Origin of the sequence: Pseudomonas sp. 2848 (assembly GCF_003253945.1) — a bacterium.
Classification (GTDB): domain Bacteria; phylum Pseudomonadota; class Gammaproteobacteria; order Pseudomonadales; family Pseudomonadaceae; genus Aquipseudomonas.
In genome coordinates this window covers 545,408-568,036 of sequence record NZ_QKZD01000001.1, presented here as the reverse complement: position 1 = coordinate 568,036, position 22,629 = coordinate 545,408, and the positions used below count along the sequence as shown (strand labels likewise).

Genomic DNA, 22,629 nt, shown 5'->3' with positions numbered 1-22,629 from the left:
GGCTTGCCCCGCGATGTTTGTGCCCTCAGATCTCGACCTGCGTCCCCAACTCGATTACCCGATTGAGCGGCAGGTTGAAGAACCGCAGGTTGCCGTTGGCATTCTTCAGCAGGAACGCGAACAGGTTCCCGCGCCAGCGCGACATCCCCTCCAGGCGGGAGGCGATCACCGTCTCCCGACTCAGGAAGTAGGTGGTGCGCATCGGGCTGAAGTCCAGTTCGTCCAAGTGGCACAACTTCAGCGCCGCCGGTACGTCCGGCTCGTCCATGAAGCCGAAGTGCAGCAGCACCCGGAAGAACCCGTCACCATAGGCTTCCACCTCGAAACGCTCATGCTCCGGCACCCGCGGCCGGTCCTCGCTGACCACCGTCAGCAACACCACCTGGCTGTGCAGCACCTGGTTATGCAGCATGTTGTGCAGCAGCGCGTGCGGTACGGCATCGGAGCGCGCGGTCAGGAACACCGCGGTGCCCTCGACCCGATGCGGCGGCTGCACGCGGATGCTGCTGATGAACAGCGGCAGCGGCAACGCGCCTTCATCGATGCGATCGACCAGGATCTGCTTGCCACGCTTCCAGGTACTCATCAACACGAACAGCACGATACCCGCCAGCACCGGGAAAGCACCGCCCTGCACGATCTTCGGCACGTTGGCGGCGAAGAACAGCCCGTCTACGAACAGGAAGCCCAGCAGCAGCGGTACAGCCAATACCGGCGGCCACTTCCACAACAGCAGCATGACCGCCGAGACCAGGATGGTGGTCATCAGCATGGTGCCGGTCACTGCCACGCCGTAGGCCGCCGCCAGGGCGCCGGAGGATTCGAAGCCGATCACCAGCAGCACCACGCCGACCATCAACGCCCAGTTCACCGCGCCGATATAGATCTGCCCCTGCTCGTCGCTGGAGGTGTGCTGGATCTGCATGCGCGGCACATAGCCCAGCTGGATGGCCTGGCGAGTCAGCGAGAAGGCCCCCGAGATCACCGCCTGGGAGGCGATCACCGTGGCCATCGTGGCCAGCCCCACCAGCGGTAGCAAAGCCCAGGACGGCGCCAAGAGGTAGAACGGGTTGCGCGCCGCCTCGGGATTCTGCAGCAGCATGGCGCCCTGGCCGAAGTAGTTGAGCACAAGCGCCGGCAGCACCAGGGCGAACCAGGCACGGGCAATGGGTTTGCGGCCGAAATGGCCCATATCGGCGTACAGGGCCTCGGCACCGGTCAGCGCCAGCACCACGGCACCAAGAATGGCCACGCCCATGCCAGGGTGGACGATGAAGAAGTTCAAGGCCCAGCCCGGGTTGAACGCCTTCAGCACCTCTGGGCTCTGCAAGATGCCATGGACACCGAGCGCCGCCAGCGCAAGGAACCAGGCAACCATGATCGGGCCAAACGCCTTGCCGATCTTCTCGGTGCCATGCTTCTGCACCAGGAACAGCGCCACCAGCACCACCAGTGCAATCGGCACCACCCAGTGGTCGATACCCTCGAACGCCAGGCCCATGCCCTCCACCGCCGACAGCACCGACACCGCTGGGGTGATCATGCTGTCGCCGTAGAACAGCGAGGCGCCAATCAGGCCGCAACCGACCATCAGCATGCGCAACCGCGGATACTGCGCCGTGGCGCGCCGCGCCAGCGCGGTCAGGGCCATGGTGCCGCCCTCGCCCTGGTTGTCGGCGCGCAGGATAAACATCACGTACTTGAACGAAACCACCCACAGCAGCGACCAGAGGATCAACGACAGGATGCCCAGCACTCCATCATGGTTGACCTGTACGCCATAACCACCGGTAAAGACCTCTTTGAGGGTATACAGCGGGCTGGTGCCAATATCGCCATAGACCACCCCAACGGCCGCCACGAGCAGGCCCAGCGGCCGTGCTGCCCCCTGCTTCCCCGCGTGCCCGCCTTCGGCATGACTGCTTGCCTGAACCATCGACCACTCCCGCAGACGGCCTATTAGACCGGTTGAATGCCTACCCGCGCCGGGCCCTCCCGGATACCCCGGCGCAACGGCGCGAAGCATAGCGCAGCGTTCGTCGTATTTCTGCTGGTAAAGCGACCTTGTGCTCGCTAGAATTGCGCACTTTTTGATCAGAGGCGCCGAAAGCGCCCGCCAGGATCGCCCCCGTTACCGGCCGGGCGACCTGTATTCAATACCGAGGTTAGCCATGTCCACCACTCCCGCCACCCCAAAGGTCGGCTTCGTCTCCCTGGGTTGCCCCAAGGCCCTGGTCGATTCCGAGCGCATCCTGACCCAGCTGCGCATGGAAGGCTATGAAGTCGTGCCTACCTACGAGGATGCCGACGTGGTGGTGGTCAACACCTGCGGCTTCATCGACAGCGCCAAGGCCGAGTCGCTGGAAGTGATCGGCGAAGCCATCAAGGAGAACGGCAAGGTCATCGTCACCGGCTGCATGGGTGTCGAAGAAGGCAGCATCCGTGACGTGCACCCGAGCGTGTTGTCGGTCACCGGCCCGCAGCAGTACGAGCAGGTGGTCAATGCCGTGCACGAAGTGGTGCCACCGCGCCAGGACCACAACCCGCTGATCGACCTGGTGCCGCCCCAGGGCGTCAAGCTGACCCCGCGCCACTACGCCTACCTGAAGATTTCCGAAGGCTGCAACCACAGCTGCAGCTTCTGCATCATCCCGTCGATGCGCGGCAAGCTGGTCAGCCGCCCGGTCGGCGAAGTCCTGAGCGAGGCCGAGCGCCTGGTCAAGGCCGGCGTCAAGGAGATCCTGGTGATCTCCCAGGACACCAGCGCCTACGGCGTGGACGTCAAGTACAAGACCGATTTCTGGAACGGCCGCCCGGTAAAGACCCGCATGCTCGAGCTGTGCGAGGCGCTGAGCAGCCTGGGCACCTGGGTGCGTCTGCACTATGTCTACCCGTACCCGAACGTCGACGACGTGATTCCGCTGATGGCCGCCGGCAAGATCCTGCCGTACCTGGACATCCCGTTCCAGCACGCCAGCCCCAAGGTGCTCAAGTCGATGAAGCGCCCGGCCTTCGAAGACCGCACCCTGGCGCGCATCAAGAACTGGCGCGAACAGTGCCCGGAACTGGTGATCCGCTCGACTTTCATCGTCGGCTTCCCCGGCGAAAGCGAAGAAGACTTCCAGTACCTGCTCGACTGGCTGACCGAAGCCCAGCTCGACCGCGTCGGCTGCTTCCAGTACTCGCCGGTCGAAGGCGCCCCGGCCAACGACCTGGGCCTGGATGAGGTGCCGGACGACGTCAAGCAGGACCGCTGGGACCGCTTCATGGCCCACCAGCAGGCGATCAGCGCCGCGCGCCTGCAACAGCGCATCGGCAAGGAAATCGAGGTATTGATCGACGAAGTCGAGGAACAGGGCTCGGTGGGCCGCAGCTTCTTCGACGCGCCGGAGATCGACGGCAGCGTGTTCATCGACGGCGACCACGGCTTCAAGCCGGGCGACAAGGTCCGCTGCCGCATCGTCGACGCCGACGAGTACGACATGTGGGCCGAGCCCATCTGAGCGAAACCCGCCTGAAAATACCCCGCCCGCTGGCGGGGTATTTTTTTGCATCTATGTTTTCCTCAATGGCCTCCCGGAGGATCACAGGATGTCGCCCGCCGTCACGCTGCACACACCTCATCTGAGCGATTATCCCGAGCTGGTCCGGGTGTGGGAGGCGTCGGTTCGCGCCACCCACGATTTCCTGCCCGAGGGTTACATTCTGCTGCTGCGCGAGCACGTGCTGCGCAAATACCTCGATGCCGTGATGCTGGTCTGCTGCAAGGACAGCAAGCGGCACATCCTCGGCTTTGCCGGGGTGGCAAACGGCCGGGTCGACATGCTCTTCGTCGCGCCCGAACACCGTGGCCAGGGCATCGGACGGCGCCTGCTGCGCCACGCGGTGCACGAATTGAACGCCGAGCGCCTGGACGTCAACGAACAGAACCCGCAAGCCCTGGGTTTCTACCTGCATGAAGGCTTCGAGATCTATGGCCGTTCGGAAACCGACGGCCTAGGGCAGCCCTATCCCCTACTCCATATGAGGCTTGTTCGTACAACGTCCTAGTACGCAAGCTCAGGAAACCACTACTCCGCTCCGAAATGGCGCAAATGACATCGATTTGCAGCCGCTACCTCGCCCAGGCAGGTACAATGAAGGCTTTCCCTACCGCGTGATGCCCGTGTCCATGTCCGAACCCATTCGTCTCTCCAAACGCCTCATCGAACAGCTTGGCTGCTCCCGCCGCGAGGCCGAACTGTACATCGAGGGTGGCTGGGTCACGGTCGATGGCGTGGTGGTCGAACAACCCCAGTTCAAAGTCGCCGAACAGCAGGTCGAACTGCTGCCGGGCGCTCGTGCCGATTCACTCGAACCGGTCACCCTGCTGCTCAACCAGCAGGCCGGCCAAAACACCGCAAGCGCCCTGGCCAGCATCAGCATGGCCAGCCTCAGCGAAGCGCACCGCGAGGGCGTGCGCCCGTTGCATGGGCATTTCGCCCGCCAGGCCTGCATCGTCCCGCTGCTGCCCGGCGCCAGTGGCCTGCAGCTGTTCACCCAGGACTGGCGGGTAACCCGCAAGCTGGAGGCCGACCTGCGCCGCATGGAGCAGGAATACATCGTCCAGGTCAGTGGTGAAGCCAAACCCGGCGCCCTCGAGCGACTGGCCCGCGGCGTGGAACGCAAGGGTGTCGAACTGCCGAAGGCCAAGGCCAGTTGGCAGAACGAGCAACACCTGCGCATCGTGCTGAAGAACCCGCAACCGGGGTTGATCGAACAGCTTTGTGAAACCGCTGGCCTCAAGGTCCTGGCGATGCGCCGCATTCGCCTTGGCGGGGTGTCGATGGGCAAGCTGCCGCTGGGCCAGTGGCGCTACGTGGCCGCTACAGAACGCTTCTAGCATTACCGCCGCGCAATGACTGACGCGGCAACAGAACAGGATTCGCCGCAATGAACCACAACGATGTACTGCGCAGCCTGCGCTACATGCTCAAGGCCAACGACCAGAAAATGGCCGAGATCATCAAGCTCTCGGGCCTCGAGGTTTCCGCCGAGGCCATCGCCACCTATGTAAAAAAGGAAGAGGAACCCGGCTTCGTCCGCTGCCCGGAGAAGGTGATGGCGCATTTCCTCGACGGCCTGGTGATTCACCGTCGCGGCCGCGACGATAGCCGCCCGCCGCAGCCGATCGAAGTGCCGGTGACCAACAACACCGTACTCAAGAAGCTGCGCGTGGCCTTCGAGCTGAAGGAGGACGACCTGCATGCGGTACTCAAGTCCGTCGACTTCCCGGTGTCCAAACCAGAGCTGAGCGCGCTGTTCCGCAAGGTCGGCCACGACAACTACCGCCCCTGCGGCGACCAGTTGCTGCGCAACTTCCTCAAGGGCCTGACCCTTCGCGTGCGCGGCTGAGCCAAGATGCAGCATACCGTCTCGCCGGTCGGCATCGTTCGCTCCTGTTTCAAGGAGAAGTTCGCCATCCCGCGCCAGCCCCAGCTGGCGCCGGCCGCCCGTGGCGTGCTGGAGCTGCTGCCGCCCTTTGACCAGGGCGATGCCGTCGAAGGCCTGGAACAGGTCAGCCATGTATGGTTGCTGTTCCTGTTCCACCAGGCACTGGAAGACAAGCCACGCCTGAAGGTGCGCCCACCGCGCCTGGGCGGCAACAAGAGCATGGGGGTGTTCGCCACCCGGGCAACCCATCGGCCCAACGGCATCGGCCAGTCGGTGGTACGCCTGGACGGCGTCGAACCGGGGCGCCTGCTGCTGTCAGGGATCGATCTGCTGGACGGCACCCCGGTGCTGGATATCAAGCCTTATGTGCCGTATGCGGACAGCGTCGCCGAGGCATCGAACCTGATGGCCAGTGATGCACCGGAGCCGATCAGCGTGCAATGGAGCGAGGGCGCACTGCCTCAGGCCCACACCCACGCATTGCGCCTGGGCGAACCGCTGGTCGAGCTGATCGAACAGTGCCTGGCCCAGGACCCACGCCCAGCCTACCAGGTGCCGCCGCCCGAGCGGGTATATGGGGTCAAGTTCTGGGATGTGCAGGTGCGCTGGCATTATCCGCAACCGGGTGTGATCCGGGTGCTGGAGGTGGCGCCAGAGTGATCCGGTGTGGTTGCGGGCCCTATCGCGGGGCAAGTCGCTTGCCCCGCGATAGGGCCGACACGGCAAACCTTTTCTCCGAGCATAAAAAAACGCAGGCCAAGCCTGCGTTTTTTCATTCATGCCGCTGGCCTTACTTCTCGACGAACGCTCGCTCGATCAGGTAATCGCCCGGCTCACGCATACGCGCCGAGATCTTCAGGCCAAAGCTGTCCAGCACTTCGCTGGTTTCATCGAGCATGCTCGGGCTACCGCAGATCATGGCACGGTCGTCCTGCGGGTTGATCGGTGGCAGGCCGATATCGCTGAACAGCTTGCCGCTGCGCATCAGATCGGTCAGGCGACCCTGGTTTTCGAAAGGCTCGCGGGTCACGGTCGGGTAGTAGATCAATTTGTCGCGCACCGACTCACCGAAGAACTCGTTCTGCGGCAGGTGCTCGGTGATGAACTCGCGGTAGGCCACTTCGTTCACGTAGCGAACGCCGTGTACCAGGATCACTTTCTCGAAGCGCTCGTAGGTCTCCGGGTCCTGGATGACGCTCATGAACGGCGCAAGGCCGGTGCCGGTGCTCAGCAGGTACAGGTGCTTGCCCGGGTTCAGGTCGTCAAGGACCAGGGTGCCGGTGGGCTTCTTGCTGATGATGATCTCGTCGCCTTCCTTCAGGTGCTGCAGCTGGGAGGTCAGCGGACCATCCGGCACCTTGATGCTGAAGAACTCCAGGTGCTCTTCCCAGTTCGGCGATGCGATGGAGTAGGCGCGCATGAGCGGACGGCCGCTGTCCTGCTGCAGGCCGATCATCACGAACTGACCGTTCTCGAAGCGCAGGCCCGGATCACGGGTGCACTTGAAGCTGAACAGAGTGTCGTTCCAGTGGTGCACACTGAGGACACGTTCGTGGTTCATGTTGCTCATCGATGGGGCTCCTGAAGGAAAACGCGGCGCGCGCAAGACGCGCAGTTGCGCGATAGTTTAGGGGCAGCGACAATATCTGTTAACTGAATTATCAAGATATGTGTTATCGGTTATATAGATATGCGATTCACACTTCGTCAGCTCCAGGTCTTTGTCGCCGTCGCCCAGCACCAGAGTGTGTCCAGGGCCGCGGGCGTACTGGCCTTGTCGCAATCTGCGGCGAGCACCTCGATCACCGAACTGGAGCGCCAGTCCAGCTGCCAGCTGTTCGACCGTGCCGGTAAACGCCTGAGCCTCAACGCCCTGGGTCATCAACTGTTGCCCCAGGCCGTGGCGCTGCTCGACCAGGCCAAGGAAATCGAAGACCTGCTCAACGGCAAGTCGGGGTTCGGCTCGCTGGCCGTCGGCGCCACCCTGACCATCGGCAACTACCTGGCCACCTTGCTGATCGGCAGCTTCATGCAGGTGCATCCGGAAAGCCAGGTCAAACTGCACGTGCAGAACACTGCGCATATCGTGCAACAGGTTGCCCATTACGAAATTGACCTGGGTCTAATCGAAGGCGACTGCAACCACCCCGATCTGGAGGTGCAGCCCTGGGTAGAGGATGAGCTGGTGGTGTTCTGCGCGCCGCAGCATCCGCTGGCCAAAGCCGGCCATGCCGATATCGAGCAGCTGTCCCATGAAGCCTGGATCCTGCGCGAACAAGGCTCGGGCACGCGCCTGACCTTCGACCAGGCCATGCGTCATCATCGCGCCAACCTGAACATCCGCCTGGAGCTGGAACATACCGAAGCAATCAAACGGGCCGTGGAGTCGGGCCTGGGTATCGGCTGCATCTCGCGCCTGGCCCTGCGCGACGCTTTCCGCCGCGGCAGCCTGGTACCGGTGGAAACTCCGGCACTGGACCTGTCGCGGCAGTTCTACTTCATCTGGCACAAGCAGAAGTACCAGACTTCGGCCATGCGCGAGTTCCTCGAGCTGTGCCGCAGTTTCACCGCTGGCGTGCAGCGCAGCGACGAGATCGTGCTGCCGCCGATCGCCTGAACGTCAGCCGAGCAGGATCACGCCCCAGACCAGCGCGACCATGCTCATGGCCACCAGTTGCGCGGCACTGCCCATGTCCTTGGCGTTCTTCGACAAGGGGTGACGGTCGAGGGAGATACGATCGATCGCCGCCTCCACCGCCGAATTGAGCAGCTCGACGATCAGCCCCAGCAGGCACACGGCGATAAGGATCGCCCGTTCTGCGCGGCTCACCGGCAGCCAGAAGGCTGTGGGGATCAACAGCACGTTGACCAGCACCAGCTGGCGAAACGCGGCCTCACCCTTGAACGCGGCACGCAGGCCGTCCAGCGAGTAGCCGGCGGCATTGAAGATACGTTTGAGGCCGGTCTGGCCCTTGAATGGCGACATGTGTGTCAGTCACTTCACCGAAAAAAGGCCAGCAGGCTAGTTCAACCGCAGTCAAAAAAGCGTGAAGGCGCAGGGATTTAGCTGGCCGAAACCGATTCAAGTTGTTGCAACAACAGCGCGGCCTGGGTCCGGGTACGAACGCCAAGCTTGCGGAAGATCGCCGTAACGTGAGCCTTGATGGTCGCTTCCGAGACACTCAACTCATAGGCGATCTGCTTGTTCAGCAACCCTTCGCAGACCATGGTCAGCACGCGGAACTGCTGCGGGGTGAGACTGGCCAGCCCTTCGCTGGCGGCCTTGGCCTCGGCAGACACGTCAACCTTCTCGAACGCCTGCGGCGGCCACCAGACATCGCCGTCGAGCACATTGCGCACGGCTTCCTGGATCTTGCTCAGCTCGCTGGACTTGGGGATGAAACCGCTGGCGCCAAATTCGCGGGACTTCACCACGACGGCCGCCTCTTCCTGGGCCGAGACCATCACCACCGGGATCTGCGGGTATTGGCCACGCAGCAGCACCAGCCCGGAGAAACCATAGGCACCGGGCATGTTCAGGTCCAGCAGGACCAGGTCCCAGTCGGCTTTTTCGGTCAGGCTGGTTTCCAGTTCGGCGATGCTCGCCACCTCGACCAGGCGCACATCCGGGCCCAGGCCGAGGGTAACGGCCTGGCGCAGTGCGCTACGGAACAGTGGGTGGTCATCGGCAATCAGGATTTCGTATGTGGCCATCGATCTAGGGATCCTGTTCTGTACCAGGCGCAGGGGGTACGGGAGACGCCTGGCGGGTAACTCATGGCGCGAACGGCAGGGCCGCCGGCCGGGATGGCACGGCGAAGTCCGGGGTAACAGCAGCTTCGTCGTGCCCGAAGCGGCGCCAAGGATGCCGAGCACGCCCCGGGTGGTCAAGCCAATTGCCCGGTCGTCCCCGCCTACCCTGGCTGCCAGCCACGACAGTATGTACCAATCCGCCGCGCCTGCCCCTTGGACTATAGGAAGGTATGCAAACGCTGGTGGACCTCGTCCTGCTCATCCAGCGCCAGGCGCCGCTTGCCGCTGAGGTAGTGCAGGCTGAATACATCCAGGTAGGCATCCAGGGCCTGCGAGGCCTGGCTGTCGCCGGCCAATTCCAGACACATGGCGGCGACTTCGGCGGTACAGAAGTGGTCGTCACGCTTGGAGCGGCGCAGGCGGTAACGCGACATCTGCTCGGCCTGCAGGCTCAACACCGGGAAACGGTCGAGATAGGGGCTCTTGCGGAACATCTTGCGCGCCTCGGTCCAGGTAGCGTCGAGCAGGATGAACAGTGGGCGCTTGCCCGGTTCGCGCAGCACCTCGCTGACCACACGGTCCTCTTTGACGAACTCGCCGGGGAAGACGATGTAAGGCTGCCAGCGCGGATCGTCCAGCAACGCCAGCAGGCCTTCGTCCACCGAGGTACGCAGCCAGCCGAAGGCGGAGGTATCCTCGATCACGTCGGCAATCAGCCACCCCGTGTTGGTCGGCTTCAGTGGCTCGGTGTCATGCATCAGCAGGCACATGCCGGCGTCTGCCGGCACCCGCGGTTTCCACGCGCACAGGCAGTGCGTGGCGATCACCCGGCAATCCGGGCAGCGCTCGGCTCGCGAGCCGCGGGCGACAAAGGGTTTGATGCTGCGCGCCAGGCGCTCGGCGCGCAGCCGCGCTACCGCGTGGCTCATGGCTGCAGGCCTTGGCAGGAAGATGGAAGGGGCACGACGACGACTCGGTGAAAACAAAACGCGAGTCTACCAGAGCACGCGTCATTTGCCGTGCAGCCCTTGCGGCCGCTCCTTTATAATCAGCGGCTCAGGCGGCCGGGGAACCCCAGCAGTTTCATGGAACGCCGCCCGCCGGCGCAGGTCAAAGCGCCAGTCATCGAACCAGGAGAGATTCATGCTGCGTCTTATCGTCCCGACCCTGAGCCTGTTGCTCGCCCTGCCCCTGGCCGCCCAGGCTGCCTCCAAGCAGGAATACGAGCTGACCCAGATGCTGCAGAAGGTCGCCAAGGAAAGCAGCGTCGGTACCCCCCGGGCCATCAACGAAGACATCCTCGACCAGGGCTATACCGTCGAAGGCAAGGCGCTGGTCAATCACCTGAGCGTGCGCCAGAAGCATGCGCAAGGCATGCAGGCCAACCCCGCGCAGGTGCGCAGCCAGCTGGGTGACAGCGTTTGCCGTAACAATGGTTACCGTCAGCTGATGTCCAAGGGCGCGGTGATGGTCTACCGCTTCACCGTGTACAAGACCAACCAACCAGTCATGGACCAGGCATTCGACGCTGCCAGCTGCGCAGCTGGCAACAAGAAAAAGTGATTCAGGCCAGCTGATCGCTGTCTCTGGCGCGCCGCTGCTCATCATCGGCGCGCAACTCGGCCAACAGGGCCAGCAGGTAAGGCGAGTGCCCCTCGCCCCCCTGCAGCCGACGCAAGCACTCCCCCTCCAAGCTCAGGTGATGAACCTTCGCCTCGCGCTCGAGCAACTGCAACAGTTGCCCGTCCACCTCGATCACCAGCCGGTGCATACCGCCACCTCGCTGCATCACTCTTGCGCCTCCAGTTAACCAAAGCGCTGCCATCATCGGATCCAGTCTGACAGGCGGTATTGCACGCCTGTGGCGGCACGAGTGCGCCCCAGCGTCTAGATTGATAACGAGTACCCATAACAACGACAACGCGATGGAACTGCCACTGCAACAATGGCCTTGAAGGCCTACTGCAACGCTCGGGGGGCACACTCGAGCCACAGCAGCCAGCGACACACGCAGTGTCGCGGCCGGGACCTGCCATCGACCCGGTCAGAGGTTTTGCTGCAGAAGGAGACGTTGAATGCCTTACCAATCGAACGAGCTGCTGTTCAACCATTTCAGGGACCACGGCATCGACCTGAGCAAGATCGACGAGCAACTGCAACTGGTTGCCCCGAACAGCCCCAACCTGCCGCTGTACCGCGACATGCTGCTGACCGTGCTGCGCATGGCCCACGACGACCGCAACCGCTGGAACGCAAAGATAACCCTGCAGGCCCTGCGTGAACTTGACCATTCGTTCCGCACCCTCGAGCGTTACAAGGGGCGGCGCAAAGTCACCGTGTTCGGCTCGGCACGAACGCCATTGGAGCACCCCATGTATGCGCTGGCCCGGGAACTGGGCGCAACGCTGGCACGTTCCGACCTGATGGTGATCACCGGCGCCGGAGGCGGCATCATGGCCGCCGCCCACGAAGGCGCCGGCAGCGATCACAGCCTGGGTTTCAACATCACCTTGCCCTTCGAGCAACATGCCAATGCCACCGTCAATGGCACCGACAAGCTGCTGCCGTTCCATTTCTTTTTCATTCGCAAGCTGTTCTTCGTCAAGGAGGCCGATGCGCTGGTGCTCTGCCCGGGAGGCTTCGGCACCCTTGATGAGGCGCTGGAAGTACTCACCCTGATCCAGACCGGCAAGAGCCCGCTGGTTCCGGTGGTGCTGCTCGACTCGCCCGGCGGTAGTTTCTGGCAGGACGCCCTGGCCTTCATCAGCCGTCAACTGGAAGAAAACCGCTACATCCTGCCCAGCGACCTCAAGCTGGTACGCCTGGTGCACAGTGCCGACGAGGCGGTGGAAGAAATCAACCAGTTCTACAGCAACTACCACTCCAGCCGATGGCTGAAGAACCAGTTCGTCATCCGCATGCACCACCCCTTGAGCGAGGCCGCGCTGCATGACGTGGAGGAAGGTTTTGCCGACCTGCGCCTGAGCGGCAGGTATCACCAGCAGCCTGACAGTGGCACGGAGCACGAAGAAGGCAACTTCAGCCACCTGACACGCCTGACCTTTGCCTTCAACGGCCGTGACCAGGGTCGCCTGCGCGAACTGGTGGACTTCATCAACCTGTCGGAGAACTGGGCCAAACCCCAGCCAATGCACACCACCCAACGAGCCCGGGAAGCCCTGCGGGTGAACTGAACGCAAAATGGCCCACATGGCTGGCCCCGGTCGGGGTCAGCCATGTGGGCCATCAATGCTGGTCACGCTTCAATAATCGTCAAGATCGCGCCCGCTGAGCAGCCGGCTGATCATTTCCATGGAAAATCCACGGTAGGCGAGAAAACGCGTTTGTTGTGCGCGGCTGCGTGGATCATGGGGAAGTTGCCCAGAGAACTTGCGCTGCCACACCTCTTTCAACCGCACCGCCCAGTCCACTCCGCTATCACGCAGTGCCTGGTCGATATCGCCACGGTCCAGACCTCGCTGGCCAAGCTCCTCACGGATACGCCCAGGGCCATAGCCTGAGCCGGAACGATAGCGTATGAAGCTTTCAAGGTAGCGGGCCTCGCTGAGCAGCCCCTCCTCGGCAAGCCGATCGAGCGCGGGCTCGATCAATTCATCGGTAGCGCCGCGTTGGCGCAACTTGCGGGTCAGCTCCACGCGACCATGCTCGCGGCGTGCGAGCAGGTCCATGGCTGTCCGCCGAACGGCGACGGGGGTGTCGAGTACGACGGACATGAAGGCAGATCAATAACCGGCGTCGGCGTCAGCCAGATCATCGGCATCGGCTTCGGCGGCACCGGCCTTGGCGGCCGCTGCTGCAGCGGCGGCTGCACCGGCGGTCAGCAGCTTGTCGCGAATCTGCTTCTCGATCTCGCTACCAATGGCCGGGTTCTCTTGCAGGTACTTGGCGGCGTTGGCCTTGCCCTGACCGATCTTGTTGCCCTGGTAGCTGTACCAGGCACCGGATTTTTCAACCAGGCCCTGGGAAACACCCAGGTCGATGATTTCGCCGTTGCGGTAGATGCCCTTGCCGTAGAGGATCTGGAACTCGGCCTGGCGGAACGGCGGCGAGACCTTGTTCTTGACGATCTTGACGCGGGTTTCGCTACCAACCACCTCATCACCTTCCTTGACCGCGCCGGTACGGCGAATGTCCAGGCGCACGGAGGCGTAGAACTTCAGGGCGTTACCGCCGGTGGTGGTTTCCGGGCTACCGAACATCACGCCGATCTTCATACGGATCTGGTTGATGAAGATGACCAGGCAGTTGGCGTTCTTGATGTTACCGGTGATCTTGCGCAGCGCCTGGGACATCAGGCGGGCCTGCAGGCCGACGTGCATGTCGCCCATCTCGCCTTCGATCTCGGCCTTGGGCACCAGCGCGGCCACGGAGTCGACGATGATCACGTCGACGGCGTTGGAGCGCACCAGCATGTCGGTGATTTCCAGGGCCTGCTCGCCGGTGTCTGGCTGCGAGACCAGCAGGTCGTCGACGTTGACACCCAGCTTGCCGGCGTACTCAGGATCCAGGGCGTGCTCGGCGTCGACGAAGGCGCAGGTGGCACCGTTCTTCTGGGCTTCGGCGATGACCGACAGGGTCAGCGTGGTTTTACCCGAAGACTCCGGGCCGTAGATCTCGACGATACGGCCTTTCGGCAGGCCGCCAATGCCCAGGGCGATGTCCAGGCCCAGCGAACCGGTGGAGATGGCGGGGATCGCCTGGCGCTCGTGGTCGCCCATGCGCATGACCGCGCCTTTGCCGAATTGGCGTTCGATCTGACCCAGGGCCGCAGCCAAGGCGCGCTTCTTGTTGTCGTCCATTGAAATCCTCACGTGTTCGACGTGGCCCTGACGGCCGGAATAACTGTATAAGTAGCCAGTATTATTCCACAGGGATTCGTTTCCGCAAACCCCCGTCGGGCGAATTACTCCGCACCAAGCTGTAACAAGCCGTCTAACGCGGCGATCACCGTCTGTCGGCGCACCGCTTCGCGGTCACCGTCGAAGTGGCGGCGCTCGCTGCTCACGTGGTCGCCGTCGGCCCAGGCCAGCCACACCGTGCCCACCGGCTTGGCCGCTGAACCGCCGTCGGGGCCGGCCACGCCGCTGACCGCGACCGCAAAGCGCGCACCACTGGCAGCCTGAGCGCCGCGTACCATGGCCTCGACCACCTCCTGGCTGACCGCGCCCACCTCGGCGAACAACACCTCGGGTACACCTAGCTGGCGGGTTTTCTGGGTATTCGAGTAGGTGACGTAGCCGGCCTCGAACCAGGCCGAACTGCCGGGGATACGGGTGATGGCCTCGGCGATGCCGCCGCCGGTGCAGGACTCGGCGGTGGTCACCTGGGCATTGAAGCGCCGCAGGTGTTCACCCAGGCGGGTGGAGAGAACAGTGATCGGGTCCATGATGGGCTCCTGTGAAGAATGGACCCTACCCTAACACCCCGGTGACCTGCCCACACATCGCAGCAGCCAGCCGACCGGGTAATGAATGAACAGCAGGTAGCTCAGGAGCAGCAGATACTCCAACGCCATCAGCATGCTCGCGGCAAAGCATGCAAACAGCACCGGGTTGAAGCCGAAACCGCGAAACTTGCCGCGGTGATGGGCAAAATCCACAGAGGTGAAGTAGTTGTAATGCACCATGAAGCTGATAAGCGCTGCCCAGCCGAGGTACAGCAACAGGTAGCGATGCCATGGCAGTACGGGCAAGCGAGCAGGCAAGCCGGAGCCGGGCTGGCGCAGGATCACGACAAGCCCGGCGGCAAACAGGGGGGCGGCAACCGCGATGTAATTGGCGATGGCCATGGATTCCAGAGGGAAGTTTGATGACCAGGGACCGACACGTCCCAGCAGGTGCTGTACCAGGAACTGCTCGAGCGTGATCGGCAATTGGCCTTGGGCCTGGGTTGGCAACCACAGGGCAATCGCGAAGATTGGCAGCACGCTCACCAGGATGAGTAGCCATTGGCAAAGTTTGAGCAGACCCGCTTTTTCAGTGGTTTTCATGACATCCTGTTCATTGCATGCATTAAGCCAAGGAGCGCAACGCGCTCCTTGGTGAACAGCGTCAGGCGCCTACGGCGTCCATTACCCAGTTGTTGATCTGATCAACTTTCTCCGGGTCGAAGTAGGAACTGGCCAGGCCAACCAGCACACCCCCGACGACCAGCGCCACGCCACCCGTCACCGTCACCCCCAGCAAACCGAGTGTGATGCCGAGCATGGCCCCGGCCGCACTGCCTGCGATCTTGCCGAGCACGGCGCTCTCCATCTCCAGCAGGAAGGGCTTCCACTCTCCCGTCTGGAACCCTGTGGCGGCCGCCTCCACAAGCCCTTGGGCCTGGATGGCCCCGCCGGTAACGCCGAAAGCCTTGCCCAGGCGCGTCATGTTATCGCCCAAGGTCGCCTTGTCCAGTGCGCGCAACGCTTGCGCGACAGCAGCCGCATCCTTGCCATTGAGCTTCCAGCCAGGGTTGCTCGACATTTTCTCGAATGTCTTCAGGGCATCCTGGTAGCTGCGCACCTGTTTGCCCGAGATATCCTTCTGAAGCTCCCGGGCGGCTTGCGATACGCGCTCACCGTAACGGCTGGCGATTTCCTTGCCGATGTCGCTGGCGTAGGTGGCGGCATCCTTGTAGGCCTCCTTTTCCGCGGCGTCACGCCGGGCCTTTTCCAGGGCATCGAGTTTCGCGCTCAACTGCTCCTGCGCCTTGAGGTCGACATACAACGCCAGCGCTGCCGTAAAGAGAGAAAGCTCGACATCCAGCGCCGCTGGCACGTCGTAATCGTCCAGCTTGCGCAATTCATCGATCAACGCCCTGACGGAAAAAAGATAAGAAATGCAGATCAGTGCGACAGTGCGCGCACATAAGCCTGACAGGCCCGCAAGGCGATCAGTCCACGATCGCCGTCGTCGGTGATGGCGATAATTCGTCGAGCATGCGCCGGGTCAAGTCGGGCGCGTACGGAGCCATGATCCACGCCGCCGGCGCCGGTGGCGGCAGGCACTGGGGCACAGGTGGTGTCGCGCTCGACCAGGACCGACAGGCGCAGATCGGCAGTAGCAAGGCGGTCACGCAGGCGAGCCTGAGTGTGCTGGGCATCGGTCAACTCCTGGAAATGTTTGGTTTCAGTGTCCTGCAGGCGTTGTTCAAGGCCCTGGCGCTGCTCGCGCTCGGCCAGCAGCATGCCGTGCAGCGCCTCGGCCTGGTCCAGGCGCTGCTGCACCAGCACTTGTTCCTGCTCGGCCAGCTGGCGACCAAGGCGCCAGCCCTGCGCCTGCCAGGCCACGGCAGCGGACAACACCATCAGCCCGACGCACGCCGCCAGTTGCAGGCGGCTCAGCACAGCACTTCCCGCGCCCGCGCCCACAGTTCGAGCCGTTCGGACAAGCCGTTCAGGCCGCCGTTGATATGCCGGGTGATGCGGTTGAACTCACCCTGGTCGGCCAGGGCGTTGAGCCCACGCGAGTGCCAGAACCAGGCGGCAGATTCACAGGCCCAGCGCGGCTGCTCAAGCATCTGCGGTTGCGCCAGCAGGCGCTCGTCACCGAACAACGCACGGCTGCAGGCCTGGTAGTTGTTACGCCCGGTCACCTGGATCAGGCCACGGCCGCAATAGCGCTGGCCGTCGCCGTCGGCTTCGGGCGTGTTACCCAGGCGCAGCGCCAGGCTGCCGGTGTCGTAGCGGGCCAGGTACTTGTCGTTGCCCAGCTCCTTCACATAGCGCAATTGGCCGGACTCATGGCCGACCTGGGCCAGGAACGCGGCAACGCGCTTGGGGTGGTCGATCTCCCAGTTGGCCATTGCCGTGTTCAGCGCCGGCAAAAACGCGGCGGCGCGTTGGCCGGCGAGCGGGTAGATCTGCTTGAGTTGCTGTTCAGTGAGCGGCATCGGTGCATTCTCCATTGCGGTCTGATCGAAAGGCGGCCGGTGCCGCCTGTAGCTCGCTCATGGGCGATGGCTCGAAGCGCTTGGCTTTCACAGGATTCAAGGTGTGGCGACCGCCGCAGCTGATCTGGAGCTCGGAAACAGGGTGATGCGGCCGGCTGACAGCGACTATAGGGAGCGCCGCAGCCGGCAGGCATCGGGAAACCCTCACCACCCTGCCTCAGGCCTTGAGCGAACCCGCCCGCCGAGGCGCGGAACCCTTGGCTTTGGCCTTGCCCTGGCGCCCGCCATTGCATTGCGCGGTGGTACGCCAGCCACTGCTGGTGAACACCTGCTCAACCGACTCGATCAGGTAGAGGCCATCGAGCCCGGCGAGGAAGCCCTGGACATCGATGGCACGCTCAGCGAACAGATCGGTGCGCCCAGGCATATCGAGACGTACGCTCGCGGTGTCGCGGTTGAAGCTGGCCAGTCGGGCACGGGCGGCCTGTTCCGCCGCCGCACGGTTGGGGTACAGGTGACGGTCGGTGTAGACCGGCTGCAGGCCGTCCGGAGCATCGCCATTGGCCAGTTCCACCGCCTGCAGGCGCCCGCTGGCGCTGTCCTGGTGGCGGGTCCTGACGGCCTTGTGGGTGCTCTTGTCGGCCAGGCGGAACTGCCACTGGCTGACCTGGTTACGTGTAATGCCCACCACCTCCAGAGGCTTGCCGCTGGCGCTATGTCCGCCCTGGCGCGGCAGCACCAGCAGTTGCCCATTGGCGAGCTTGGCGGTGCAGTCGTGCTGGCGCGCCAGGCGGGTGACGAAGTTGAAGTCCGACTCGCTGTACTGGTCGACCCGCGGCACCTGCACGGCCACCGGGCACACCGCCTGCCAACCGTTGCGGGCGCCGATCTCGGCGACGATGCGCTGCAGCGTCGTATTCTCCCAGCTGCCGCTGCGGATGGTCTTGCCGCTGCCGCGCAGGTCGCTGGCCTTGCCGCGGATCACCAGGGTGTCTGGCGGGCCCGACAGCTCGACCTCATCGACGGTGTAGCGGCCCAGTCGGCTCAAAGGCTGGCCGGCGTAGCCCAGGTGCACCTCCAGCAGCGCGCCCCTGGCCGGCAGCGCCACGTTGCCGTCACGGGCATCGATGCGCAGTTCGAATTCGTCCGACTCGAGGCCAGGTTTATCGGTGGTGCGCAGCAGCAGCAGACGGTCGTTGATCAGGTTGGTGATGTCGTTGCCGTCGGCGGTGATACGGAATTGGGGTTGCACGATTGAGGCTCCGATGTCAGTCCCACAGTTGCAAGGTTTCGCTGGTCGTCATCGGCAGTTCCGGCAACAGGATCCTCACCCCGGCGCGAAACGGCTGCGCCTCGTCCGCCAGCCCCTGGTTGGCATCCAGCACGGCCTCGACCGTGCCGGTCAGGTGGCCGTAATAGTGCTGGCAGAGGGTGTCGAGCAGGTCGCCCTCAGACGTTGTGCAGGTCTTGGCCATAGCTCACGAACTCCAGTGAAAACCCTTGTTTGCGCGGAATGCCGCCGGCCAGCAGGACGCTCTGCTCTTCCTCGATGCTGGTCAGGCACCAGGTGCCGAGCACCTCGCCGTAGCCAGTGGTCAACGACAGCGGCAGCAACTGGCGGCCAATGCTGCGCAGCGTCTGCAACTGGCCGAGGCCACCCTTGAAACCCGGGAAGATCGCCCCGCGAATGCTGATGGTCTCTTCACCCAGGCTCACCGCCTGCTGCGCGGTGTCGCGGCTCAGCCGCTCCTGGCCGGCCCAGCGGAAGCGGGTCTGCCGGCGCAACTGGTCGAAGGCGGCGGTGTCGAGGTTGAAGTAGTACGGCGCTGAACCGGCCTTGAGTGGTTGCATCACCAGCAGGTGGGGGAATGGCTTGACCGCTTCGGCGGCTGGCGTCGCCTCGGGCGCGAAGCCCAGCGTCGACAGCACGCCGTTCACGGTCGAACGCACCTCCCCCACCACCCGGCGGATCGCTGCCCCGGCCTTGGCGGCATGGGCGGCAAAACCGTCGATGCGATCACGCACCTGACGTACCACCGCCACCGCCTGGTCGTACTTGGCCACCACCTTGGCGACCCTGGCCTGGGCATTGCTGATTGCACGCATCGTGCGTTGCAACTTGGCGCCGATGATCGGACCAACCACCGGCAAACCTTCCAGTTCACCCACAGCGCCCTGTATATGGCCGATCGCGTCGTTCATCGGATCGAGCATGGCGTCGGCACGCCGACGCCCTGCCTCTCCCGCCTTGACCAGGGCGTGCAGCGTGGCTTGCAGCTGCTCCAAATAGGTCATGGATCCTCCTTAAAGTGCGATATGTGGGGTGTCGGCCAACTGCGCCGAACGAGCCTGGCGCATCAACTCTTCCAGCTGACGACGGGCGATGGCCTCCAGCTGTTGCAATACGGAAGGGTCATCGAGGCTGTTGCTGAAGGTGACCGGCATGTTGGCGGTGAAGGTGAACTGCTGGTTGATTGGCGCGGGTGGGACCGCTGGCGTTGCCGTCGCTACCGGCGGCGCGGGTAGCGGCGGCTGTGCTGCAGGGCTATCCATTGCCCGTACTGCCTCCCCCAGGCTCGGCTTGGCGGCAGGCTCTTCCTTGCCCGAACCCAGCGCCTTGCCCAGCCAGCCTCCAATGCTTTCACCTCCCATGCTGCCCAGCACGCCACCGATCAGGCCACCGATCGCGGTGCCAATCACCGGTACCACCGAGCCGATGGCAGCACCGGCCGCAGCACCGGCCAAACCGCCTCCCAGGCCACCAGCGGCGGTGCCATAACCCTCGAGTTTCTGCTCGGGCGAGGCATCGCTGTTGTAGGTCTGGGCAAGTTGCAAACCGGTGTCGAGCAAAGCGGCACCTGGGATGCGCCTGAACACTCGCCTTGCCACCGAGGCGCCGGCATTGCCGGCCCCTGCCCTGCCCGCCAGGCCCGTGAGCGCAGTACCGGCGAGTCCGGCCGCGCTGGCTGGCGGGATGTCCGGTACCGCTTCCTGGGCCTCGAAAAAGGCTGCCTCGTCCTCGGCTTCGTCGACCTCTTCTTCCTCCTCCTCTTCCTCCGGCTCCTCGACATCGTCACTGGCTTCAGGCATGCGAGTGGCAGCGGCAGGAATCTTGGCCTTATCGGCAGGAGCATCGTTGGCGGCTGGCTTGTCGGAGAACAAGCCATGGAGCGTCTTGCCAGCCAGGCCGCCAAGACCTTCGCCGATCATCTCGCCGATCTCACCGCCGTACTTCTGGATCTGCTTGTTCCTGGTCACGCCTCCGAGCAGTTCCGCTCCAAGGTTCCCCAGTACGCTCCCGAAAGCAGCCCCCACCGCCTCGGCCTGGTCCTCGCTCTTGTCCTTGAGCATGGCCAGGCCAAGCTTGGTGGCGCCCTTGGCGGCGGCCTTGCCACTGTTCTCCCGCAGACCGCTAGTGATCTCGGGGCGTCGTTCGGGAGATTGCCCTTGGTAGGTCCGCGCGCCCCAGGCGGCAAACGCGGTACCACCCAGCGCACCTGCCGCGATCAATCCGCCCTTCATGATCTCCCGAGCACCATTGGCGGGGCCCTCGGGGGGGAGCTCTTTAGCTGCAGCAGCGCTCTCAAGTGCGGCGCTTCGGGCCTCTCCTGGCGGCGTGGCGGTACCCTCGGGCGCATCGACAGAACGTTGCGCTGAAGCATCAGCCGCAGCCTTGTCCGTGCCTGAGGCATCGTTGGCGGCGGGCGTATCGGAAAACCAGCCGAAAACCGTCTTGCCGATCAACCCACCGACGCCTTCGCCGATCATTTCGCCGATCTCACCGCCGTACTTCTGGATCTGCTTGTTCTTGGTCAGGCCGCCCAGGAGCTCCGCTCCCAGATTGCCGAGTACGCCTCCAAGGGCTGCACCAGCAGCCTCGGCCTTGTCCTCGCCCTTATCCTTGAGCATGGCCAAGCCAAGCTTGGTGACGCCCTTGGCCGCCGCCTTGCCACCGCTCTCCTTCAAGCCCTTGGTGATCTCGCTTCGTCTTTCCGGCGTTCGACTTTGATAATACGAACGTGCTCCCCAGGCAGCGCCAGCGGCGACACCGACAGTACCGGCACCTACCGCTCCAGCCTTGAGCACCGTCAAACCCGCATTCGCCGACTCCAGAGGCACACGCCCCTGCTCCGCACTGCGCGCCTCGGGCGGATCACCCCGGGCCGGCCGTGGCGCGGTGCTCGTCCCCTCCAGCAAGGCCGCCTTGCGCTGCGCCAACGTCGGAACTGCTGATTCCTTGGCGACGGCCGCACTCGAGGCCACCACCACCGAACGCAGTTCCAACGGTTTGCGTCCAAGTGACAGATACAGCCTGCGCAAGCGCTCGACCTCATTCCCCTCATGGCGCAATCGCTCGATCTGCGCCTCATGGGCTCCTGCCTGGTCGTTATCCAGCCGCCTTTCGGCCTGGTCCACCTTGTCCAGTTCGAGCCCCAGGCGGATGACCTCGCCGATCAACCGTCCGAGCCGGGTACCATCCGCTTGCCTGCGCAGGTGCTCGACCTGAATACGCAAGCGCTCGGCGGACCTGCCCAACGTCTGGTTGCTGGTGACGCCGAGGGTGAACACCTGTGTGTTCGCCATAGGTTCCTCCTTGTCACTCCGCCAGCCACCAGACCATGTCGCTGTACGACATGGTCATGATTTCACTGGCGGAAAAGTTCAGCTCCTTGGCCAGCCGCCTGGCGGCGGCCTTCTGCCGGGCAGGGTCAAACCTCGTCGTCCTGCACCAGGCGAAAATAGCCGGTCTGCAGGCGGCTGTAGTCCTTCAGGGCAAGGCCTTCGAGGTCCTTGACGCCGACTTCGGCGAGCGAGGCGAACAGGTTCAGTTCGCGCTGCTCGTCGTCAACTGCGCCGCCAGCTTGGGCGTTGCGGATATCACGCACCGTCGGTGCACGCAGCGACAGGCTGTCGACCTGCACGCCATTGGCTTCGCTGGGGCGCGACAGGCGCACGGTCACACGCTCGGCGTTGACGGTCAGCCATTGCGGCAGTTTCTTCGCTTGAGCCATCGAACGTTCTCCTTAAAGACCCAGGGCGGCGCGCTGGGCGGCCAGTTGGTCGACACCGTCGATCACCCGCTTCATGCCCAGGGCGTCGATTTCGTAGACCAGGCGGCCATCGACTTCGAGCTTGTAGTAGGTGACGGCGACGCTGTGCTTGATCTCGGCCTTGTCGCCGGACTTCCAGTCGCCCATGTCGATCTCTTTCAGCGAACCGCGCAGGGTGACGATGACCGGGTTGATCTTGCCCTTGAGGCCCTTGAAGGCACCGCGGAAGGTGCCGTTGAAGGCGGTGCCATCGGCCAGGCCGAAGAACTTCAGCGACTCGCGGCGCACGCCGGTGGTGGTGAAGGCGGCTTCCTGCTTCTCCATGCCCTGGTCCATCTCGACCGGCATGTCCATGCCGCCGGGGCGGTGCTCTTCCATCTTCAGGGTGAGCTTGGGCAGGGTCAGGCTGGGCACATCGCCCTGGAAGCTGACGCCATCGACGAACAGGTTCAGGTTGGCCAGTGTTTCGGGAATCATTGCCATGTAGGTGCGCTCC

Annotated in this window: 27 protein-coding genes; 8 read left to right on the top strand and 19 right to left on the bottom strand. The window is 63.8% G+C overall.

All coding sequences use genetic code 11. The features are described 5' to 3' along the window. Positions 1 to 25 precede the first annotated feature (25 nt). Positions 26 to 1,936, bottom strand: a complete 1,911-nt coding sequence (locus DFS21_RS02650) for a potassium transporter Kup (RefSeq protein ID WP_102681669.1) — start codon at positions 1,934 to 1,936, stop codon at positions 26 to 28. A gap of 235 nt (positions 1,937 to 2,171) precedes the next feature. Here DFS21_RS02650 and rimO point away from each other — a divergent pair, with 235 nt between their 5' ends. The 5 genes from rimO to tsaA all read left to right on the top strand — a co-directional run bounded on the left by rimO (position 2,172) and on the right by tsaA (position 6,093). Continuing rightward, the gene (gene rimO / locus DFS21_RS02645) at positions 2,172 to 3,503 is read left to right on the top strand and encodes a 30S ribosomal protein S12 methylthiotransferase RimO (RefSeq protein ID WP_111531769.1); all 1,332 of its coding nucleotides are present in this window, start codon (positions 2,172 to 2,174) and stop codon (positions 3,501 to 3,503) included. 88 nt (positions 3,504 to 3,591) lie between these two features. Next, positions 3,592 to 4,050 (top strand): GNAT family N-acetyltransferase, encoded by a 459-nt coding sequence (locus DFS21_RS02640; RefSeq protein ID WP_110697838.1) that lies wholly within the window; start codon positions 3,592 to 3,594, stop codon positions 4,048 to 4,050. Between the two features lie 121 nt (positions 4,051 to 4,171). Further along, positions 4,172 to 4,882 (top strand): rRNA pseudouridine synthase, encoded by a 711-nt coding sequence (locus DFS21_RS02635; protein ID WP_110697836.1) that lies wholly within the window; start codon positions 4,172 to 4,174, stop codon positions 4,880 to 4,882. A gap of 50 nt (positions 4,883 to 4,932) precedes the next feature. Beyond that, complete coding sequence (locus tag DFS21_RS02630) at positions 4,933 to 5,394, top strand: DUF1456 family protein (protein ID WP_046856779.1); 462 nt, start codon at positions 4,933 to 4,935, stop codon at positions 5,392 to 5,394. Between the two features lie 6 nt (positions 5,395 to 5,400). Then, entirely contained in the window at positions 5,401 to 6,093 is a 693-nt protein-coding gene (gene tsaA / locus DFS21_RS02625; protein ID WP_110697834.1) for a tRNA (N6-threonylcarbamoyladenosine(37)-N6)-methyltransferase TrmO, read from the top strand. A 130-nt stretch (positions 6,094 to 6,223) separates the two neighbouring features. On the opposite strand, the gene fpr is transcribed toward tsaA, so the two are convergent. Continuing rightward, entirely contained in the window at positions 6,224 to 7,003 is a 780-nt protein-coding gene (fpr, locus tag DFS21_RS02620) for a ferredoxin-NADP reductase (protein WP_046856781.1), read from the bottom strand. A gap of 120 nt (positions 7,004 to 7,123) precedes the next feature. On the opposite strand from fpr, the gene finR reads away from it, so the two are divergent. Then, positions 7,124 to 8,050, top strand: coding sequence for a LysR family transcriptional regulator FinR (finR, locus tag DFS21_RS02615; protein WP_023631043.1), 927 nt, complete (start codon positions 7,124 to 7,126; stop codon positions 8,048 to 8,050). A 3-nt stretch (positions 8,051 to 8,053) separates the two neighbouring features. On the opposite strand, the gene DFS21_RS02610 is transcribed toward finR, so the two are convergent. From DFS21_RS02610 to DFS21_RS02600, 3 genes are all read right to left on the bottom strand, one after another. Then, entirely contained in the window at positions 8,054 to 8,419 is a 366-nt protein-coding gene (locus DFS21_RS02610) for a diacylglycerol kinase (RefSeq protein ID WP_023631044.1), read from the bottom strand. Between the two features lie 77 nt (positions 8,420 to 8,496). Next, positions 8,497 to 9,147: a response regulator transcription factor ErdR gene (gene erdR, locus DFS21_RS02605; RefSeq protein WP_023631045.1), complete on the bottom strand. Its 651-nt coding sequence runs from the start codon at positions 9,145 to 9,147 to the stop codon at positions 8,497 to 8,499. Between the two features lie 257 nt (positions 9,148 to 9,404). After that, positions 9,405 to 10,115 carry a tRNA-uridine aminocarboxypropyltransferase gene (locus tag DFS21_RS02600; protein WP_110697832.1) on the bottom strand — a complete coding sequence of 237 codons (711 nt, stop codon included), beginning with the start codon at positions 10,113 to 10,115 and terminating at the stop codon, positions 9,405 to 9,407. Between the two features lie 214 nt (positions 10,116 to 10,329). Here DFS21_RS02600 and DFS21_RS02595 point away from each other — a divergent pair, with 214 nt between their 5' ends. Beyond that, positions 10,330 to 10,749, top strand: a complete 420-nt coding sequence (locus DFS21_RS02595) for a quorum-sensing-regulated virulence factor family protein (protein WP_110697830.1) — start codon at positions 10,330 to 10,332, stop codon at positions 10,747 to 10,749. A gap of 1 nt (position 10,750) precedes the next feature. Here DFS21_RS02595 and DFS21_RS02590 read toward each other — a convergent pair whose 3' ends face one another. Then, a complete protein-coding gene (locus DFS21_RS02590; protein ID WP_046857890.1) occupies positions 10,751 to 10,957 on the bottom strand; it encodes a hypothetical protein in 207 nt (68 codons plus the stop codon). A 304-nt stretch (positions 10,958 to 11,261) separates the two neighbouring features. Here DFS21_RS02590 and DFS21_RS02585 point away from each other — a divergent pair, with 304 nt between their 5' ends. After that, positions 11,262 to 12,380 (top strand): LOG family protein, encoded by a 1,119-nt coding sequence (locus DFS21_RS02585; protein WP_111531768.1) that lies wholly within the window; start codon positions 11,262 to 11,264, stop codon positions 12,378 to 12,380. A gap of 69 nt (positions 12,381 to 12,449) precedes the next feature. Here the strand turns inward: DFS21_RS02585 and recX are convergent, their stop codons facing one another. The 13 genes from recX to DFS21_RS02520 form a co-directional block, all read right to left on the bottom strand. Then, positions 12,450 to 12,920, bottom strand: a complete 471-nt coding sequence (gene recX / locus DFS21_RS02580; RefSeq protein WP_111531767.1) for a recombination regulator RecX — start codon at positions 12,918 to 12,920, stop codon at positions 12,450 to 12,452. Positions 12,921 to 12,929: 9 nt separating this feature from the next. Then, entirely contained in the window at positions 12,930 to 14,006 is a 1,077-nt protein-coding gene (gene recA / locus DFS21_RS02575; protein ID WP_028690616.1) for a recombinase RecA, read from the bottom strand. A 104-nt stretch (positions 14,007 to 14,110) separates the two neighbouring features. After that, complete coding sequence (locus DFS21_RS02570) at positions 14,111 to 14,593, bottom strand: CinA family protein (protein ID WP_110697826.1); 483 nt, start codon at positions 14,591 to 14,593, stop codon at positions 14,111 to 14,113. A gap of 30 nt (positions 14,594 to 14,623) precedes the next feature. Next, entirely contained in the window at positions 14,624 to 15,196 is a 573-nt protein-coding gene (locus tag DFS21_RS02565) for a hypothetical protein (RefSeq protein WP_110697824.1), read from the bottom strand. Positions 15,197 to 15,257: 61 nt separating this feature from the next. Beyond that, complete coding sequence (locus DFS21_RS02560; protein ID WP_158539543.1) at positions 15,258 to 16,004, bottom strand: colicin-like pore-forming protein; 747 nt, start codon at positions 16,002 to 16,004, stop codon at positions 15,258 to 15,260. A 32-nt stretch (positions 16,005 to 16,036) separates the two neighbouring features. Then, a complete protein-coding gene (locus DFS21_RS02555) occupies positions 16,037 to 16,498 on the bottom strand; it encodes a lysis system i-spanin subunit Rz (protein WP_110698198.1) in 462 nt (153 codons plus the stop codon). A gap of 32 nt (positions 16,499 to 16,530) precedes the next feature. Continuing rightward, complete coding sequence (locus DFS21_RS02550; RefSeq protein WP_110697820.1) at positions 16,531 to 17,082, bottom strand: glycoside hydrolase family 19 protein; 552 nt, start codon at positions 17,080 to 17,082, stop codon at positions 16,531 to 16,533. Positions 17,083 to 17,299: 217 nt separating this feature from the next. Continuing rightward, complete coding sequence (locus tag DFS21_RS02545; RefSeq protein ID WP_111531765.1) at positions 17,300 to 18,334, bottom strand: phage late control D family protein; 1,035 nt, start codon at positions 18,332 to 18,334, stop codon at positions 17,300 to 17,302. A gap of 16 nt (positions 18,335 to 18,350) precedes the next feature. Further along, entirely contained in the window at positions 18,351 to 18,557 is a 207-nt protein-coding gene (locus DFS21_RS02540) for a tail protein X (protein ID WP_102681658.1), read from the bottom strand. Further along, positions 18,532 to 19,377, bottom strand: coding sequence for a phage tail protein (locus DFS21_RS02535; RefSeq protein ID WP_102681657.1), 846 nt, complete (start codon positions 19,375 to 19,377; stop codon positions 18,532 to 18,534). Before DFS21_RS02535 ends, DFS21_RS02540 begins: the two co-directional genes overlap by 26 nt. 9 nt (positions 19,378 to 19,386) lie before the next feature. After that, entirely contained in the window at positions 19,387 to 21,666 is a 2,280-nt protein-coding gene (locus DFS21_RS02530) for a hypothetical protein (RefSeq protein ID WP_111531764.1), read from the bottom strand. A gap of 125 nt (positions 21,667 to 21,791) precedes the next feature. Beyond that, the gene (locus DFS21_RS02525) at positions 21,792 to 22,094 is read right to left on the bottom strand and encodes a phage tail assembly protein (protein WP_046856793.1); all 303 of its coding nucleotides are present in this window, start codon (positions 22,092 to 22,094) and stop codon (positions 21,792 to 21,794) included. 12 nt (positions 22,095 to 22,106) lie between these two features. Beyond that, entirely contained in the window at positions 22,107 to 22,616 is a 510-nt protein-coding gene (locus DFS21_RS02520; protein WP_023628885.1) for a phage major tail tube protein, read from the bottom strand. Positions 22,617 to 22,629: the final 13 nt, after the last annotated feature.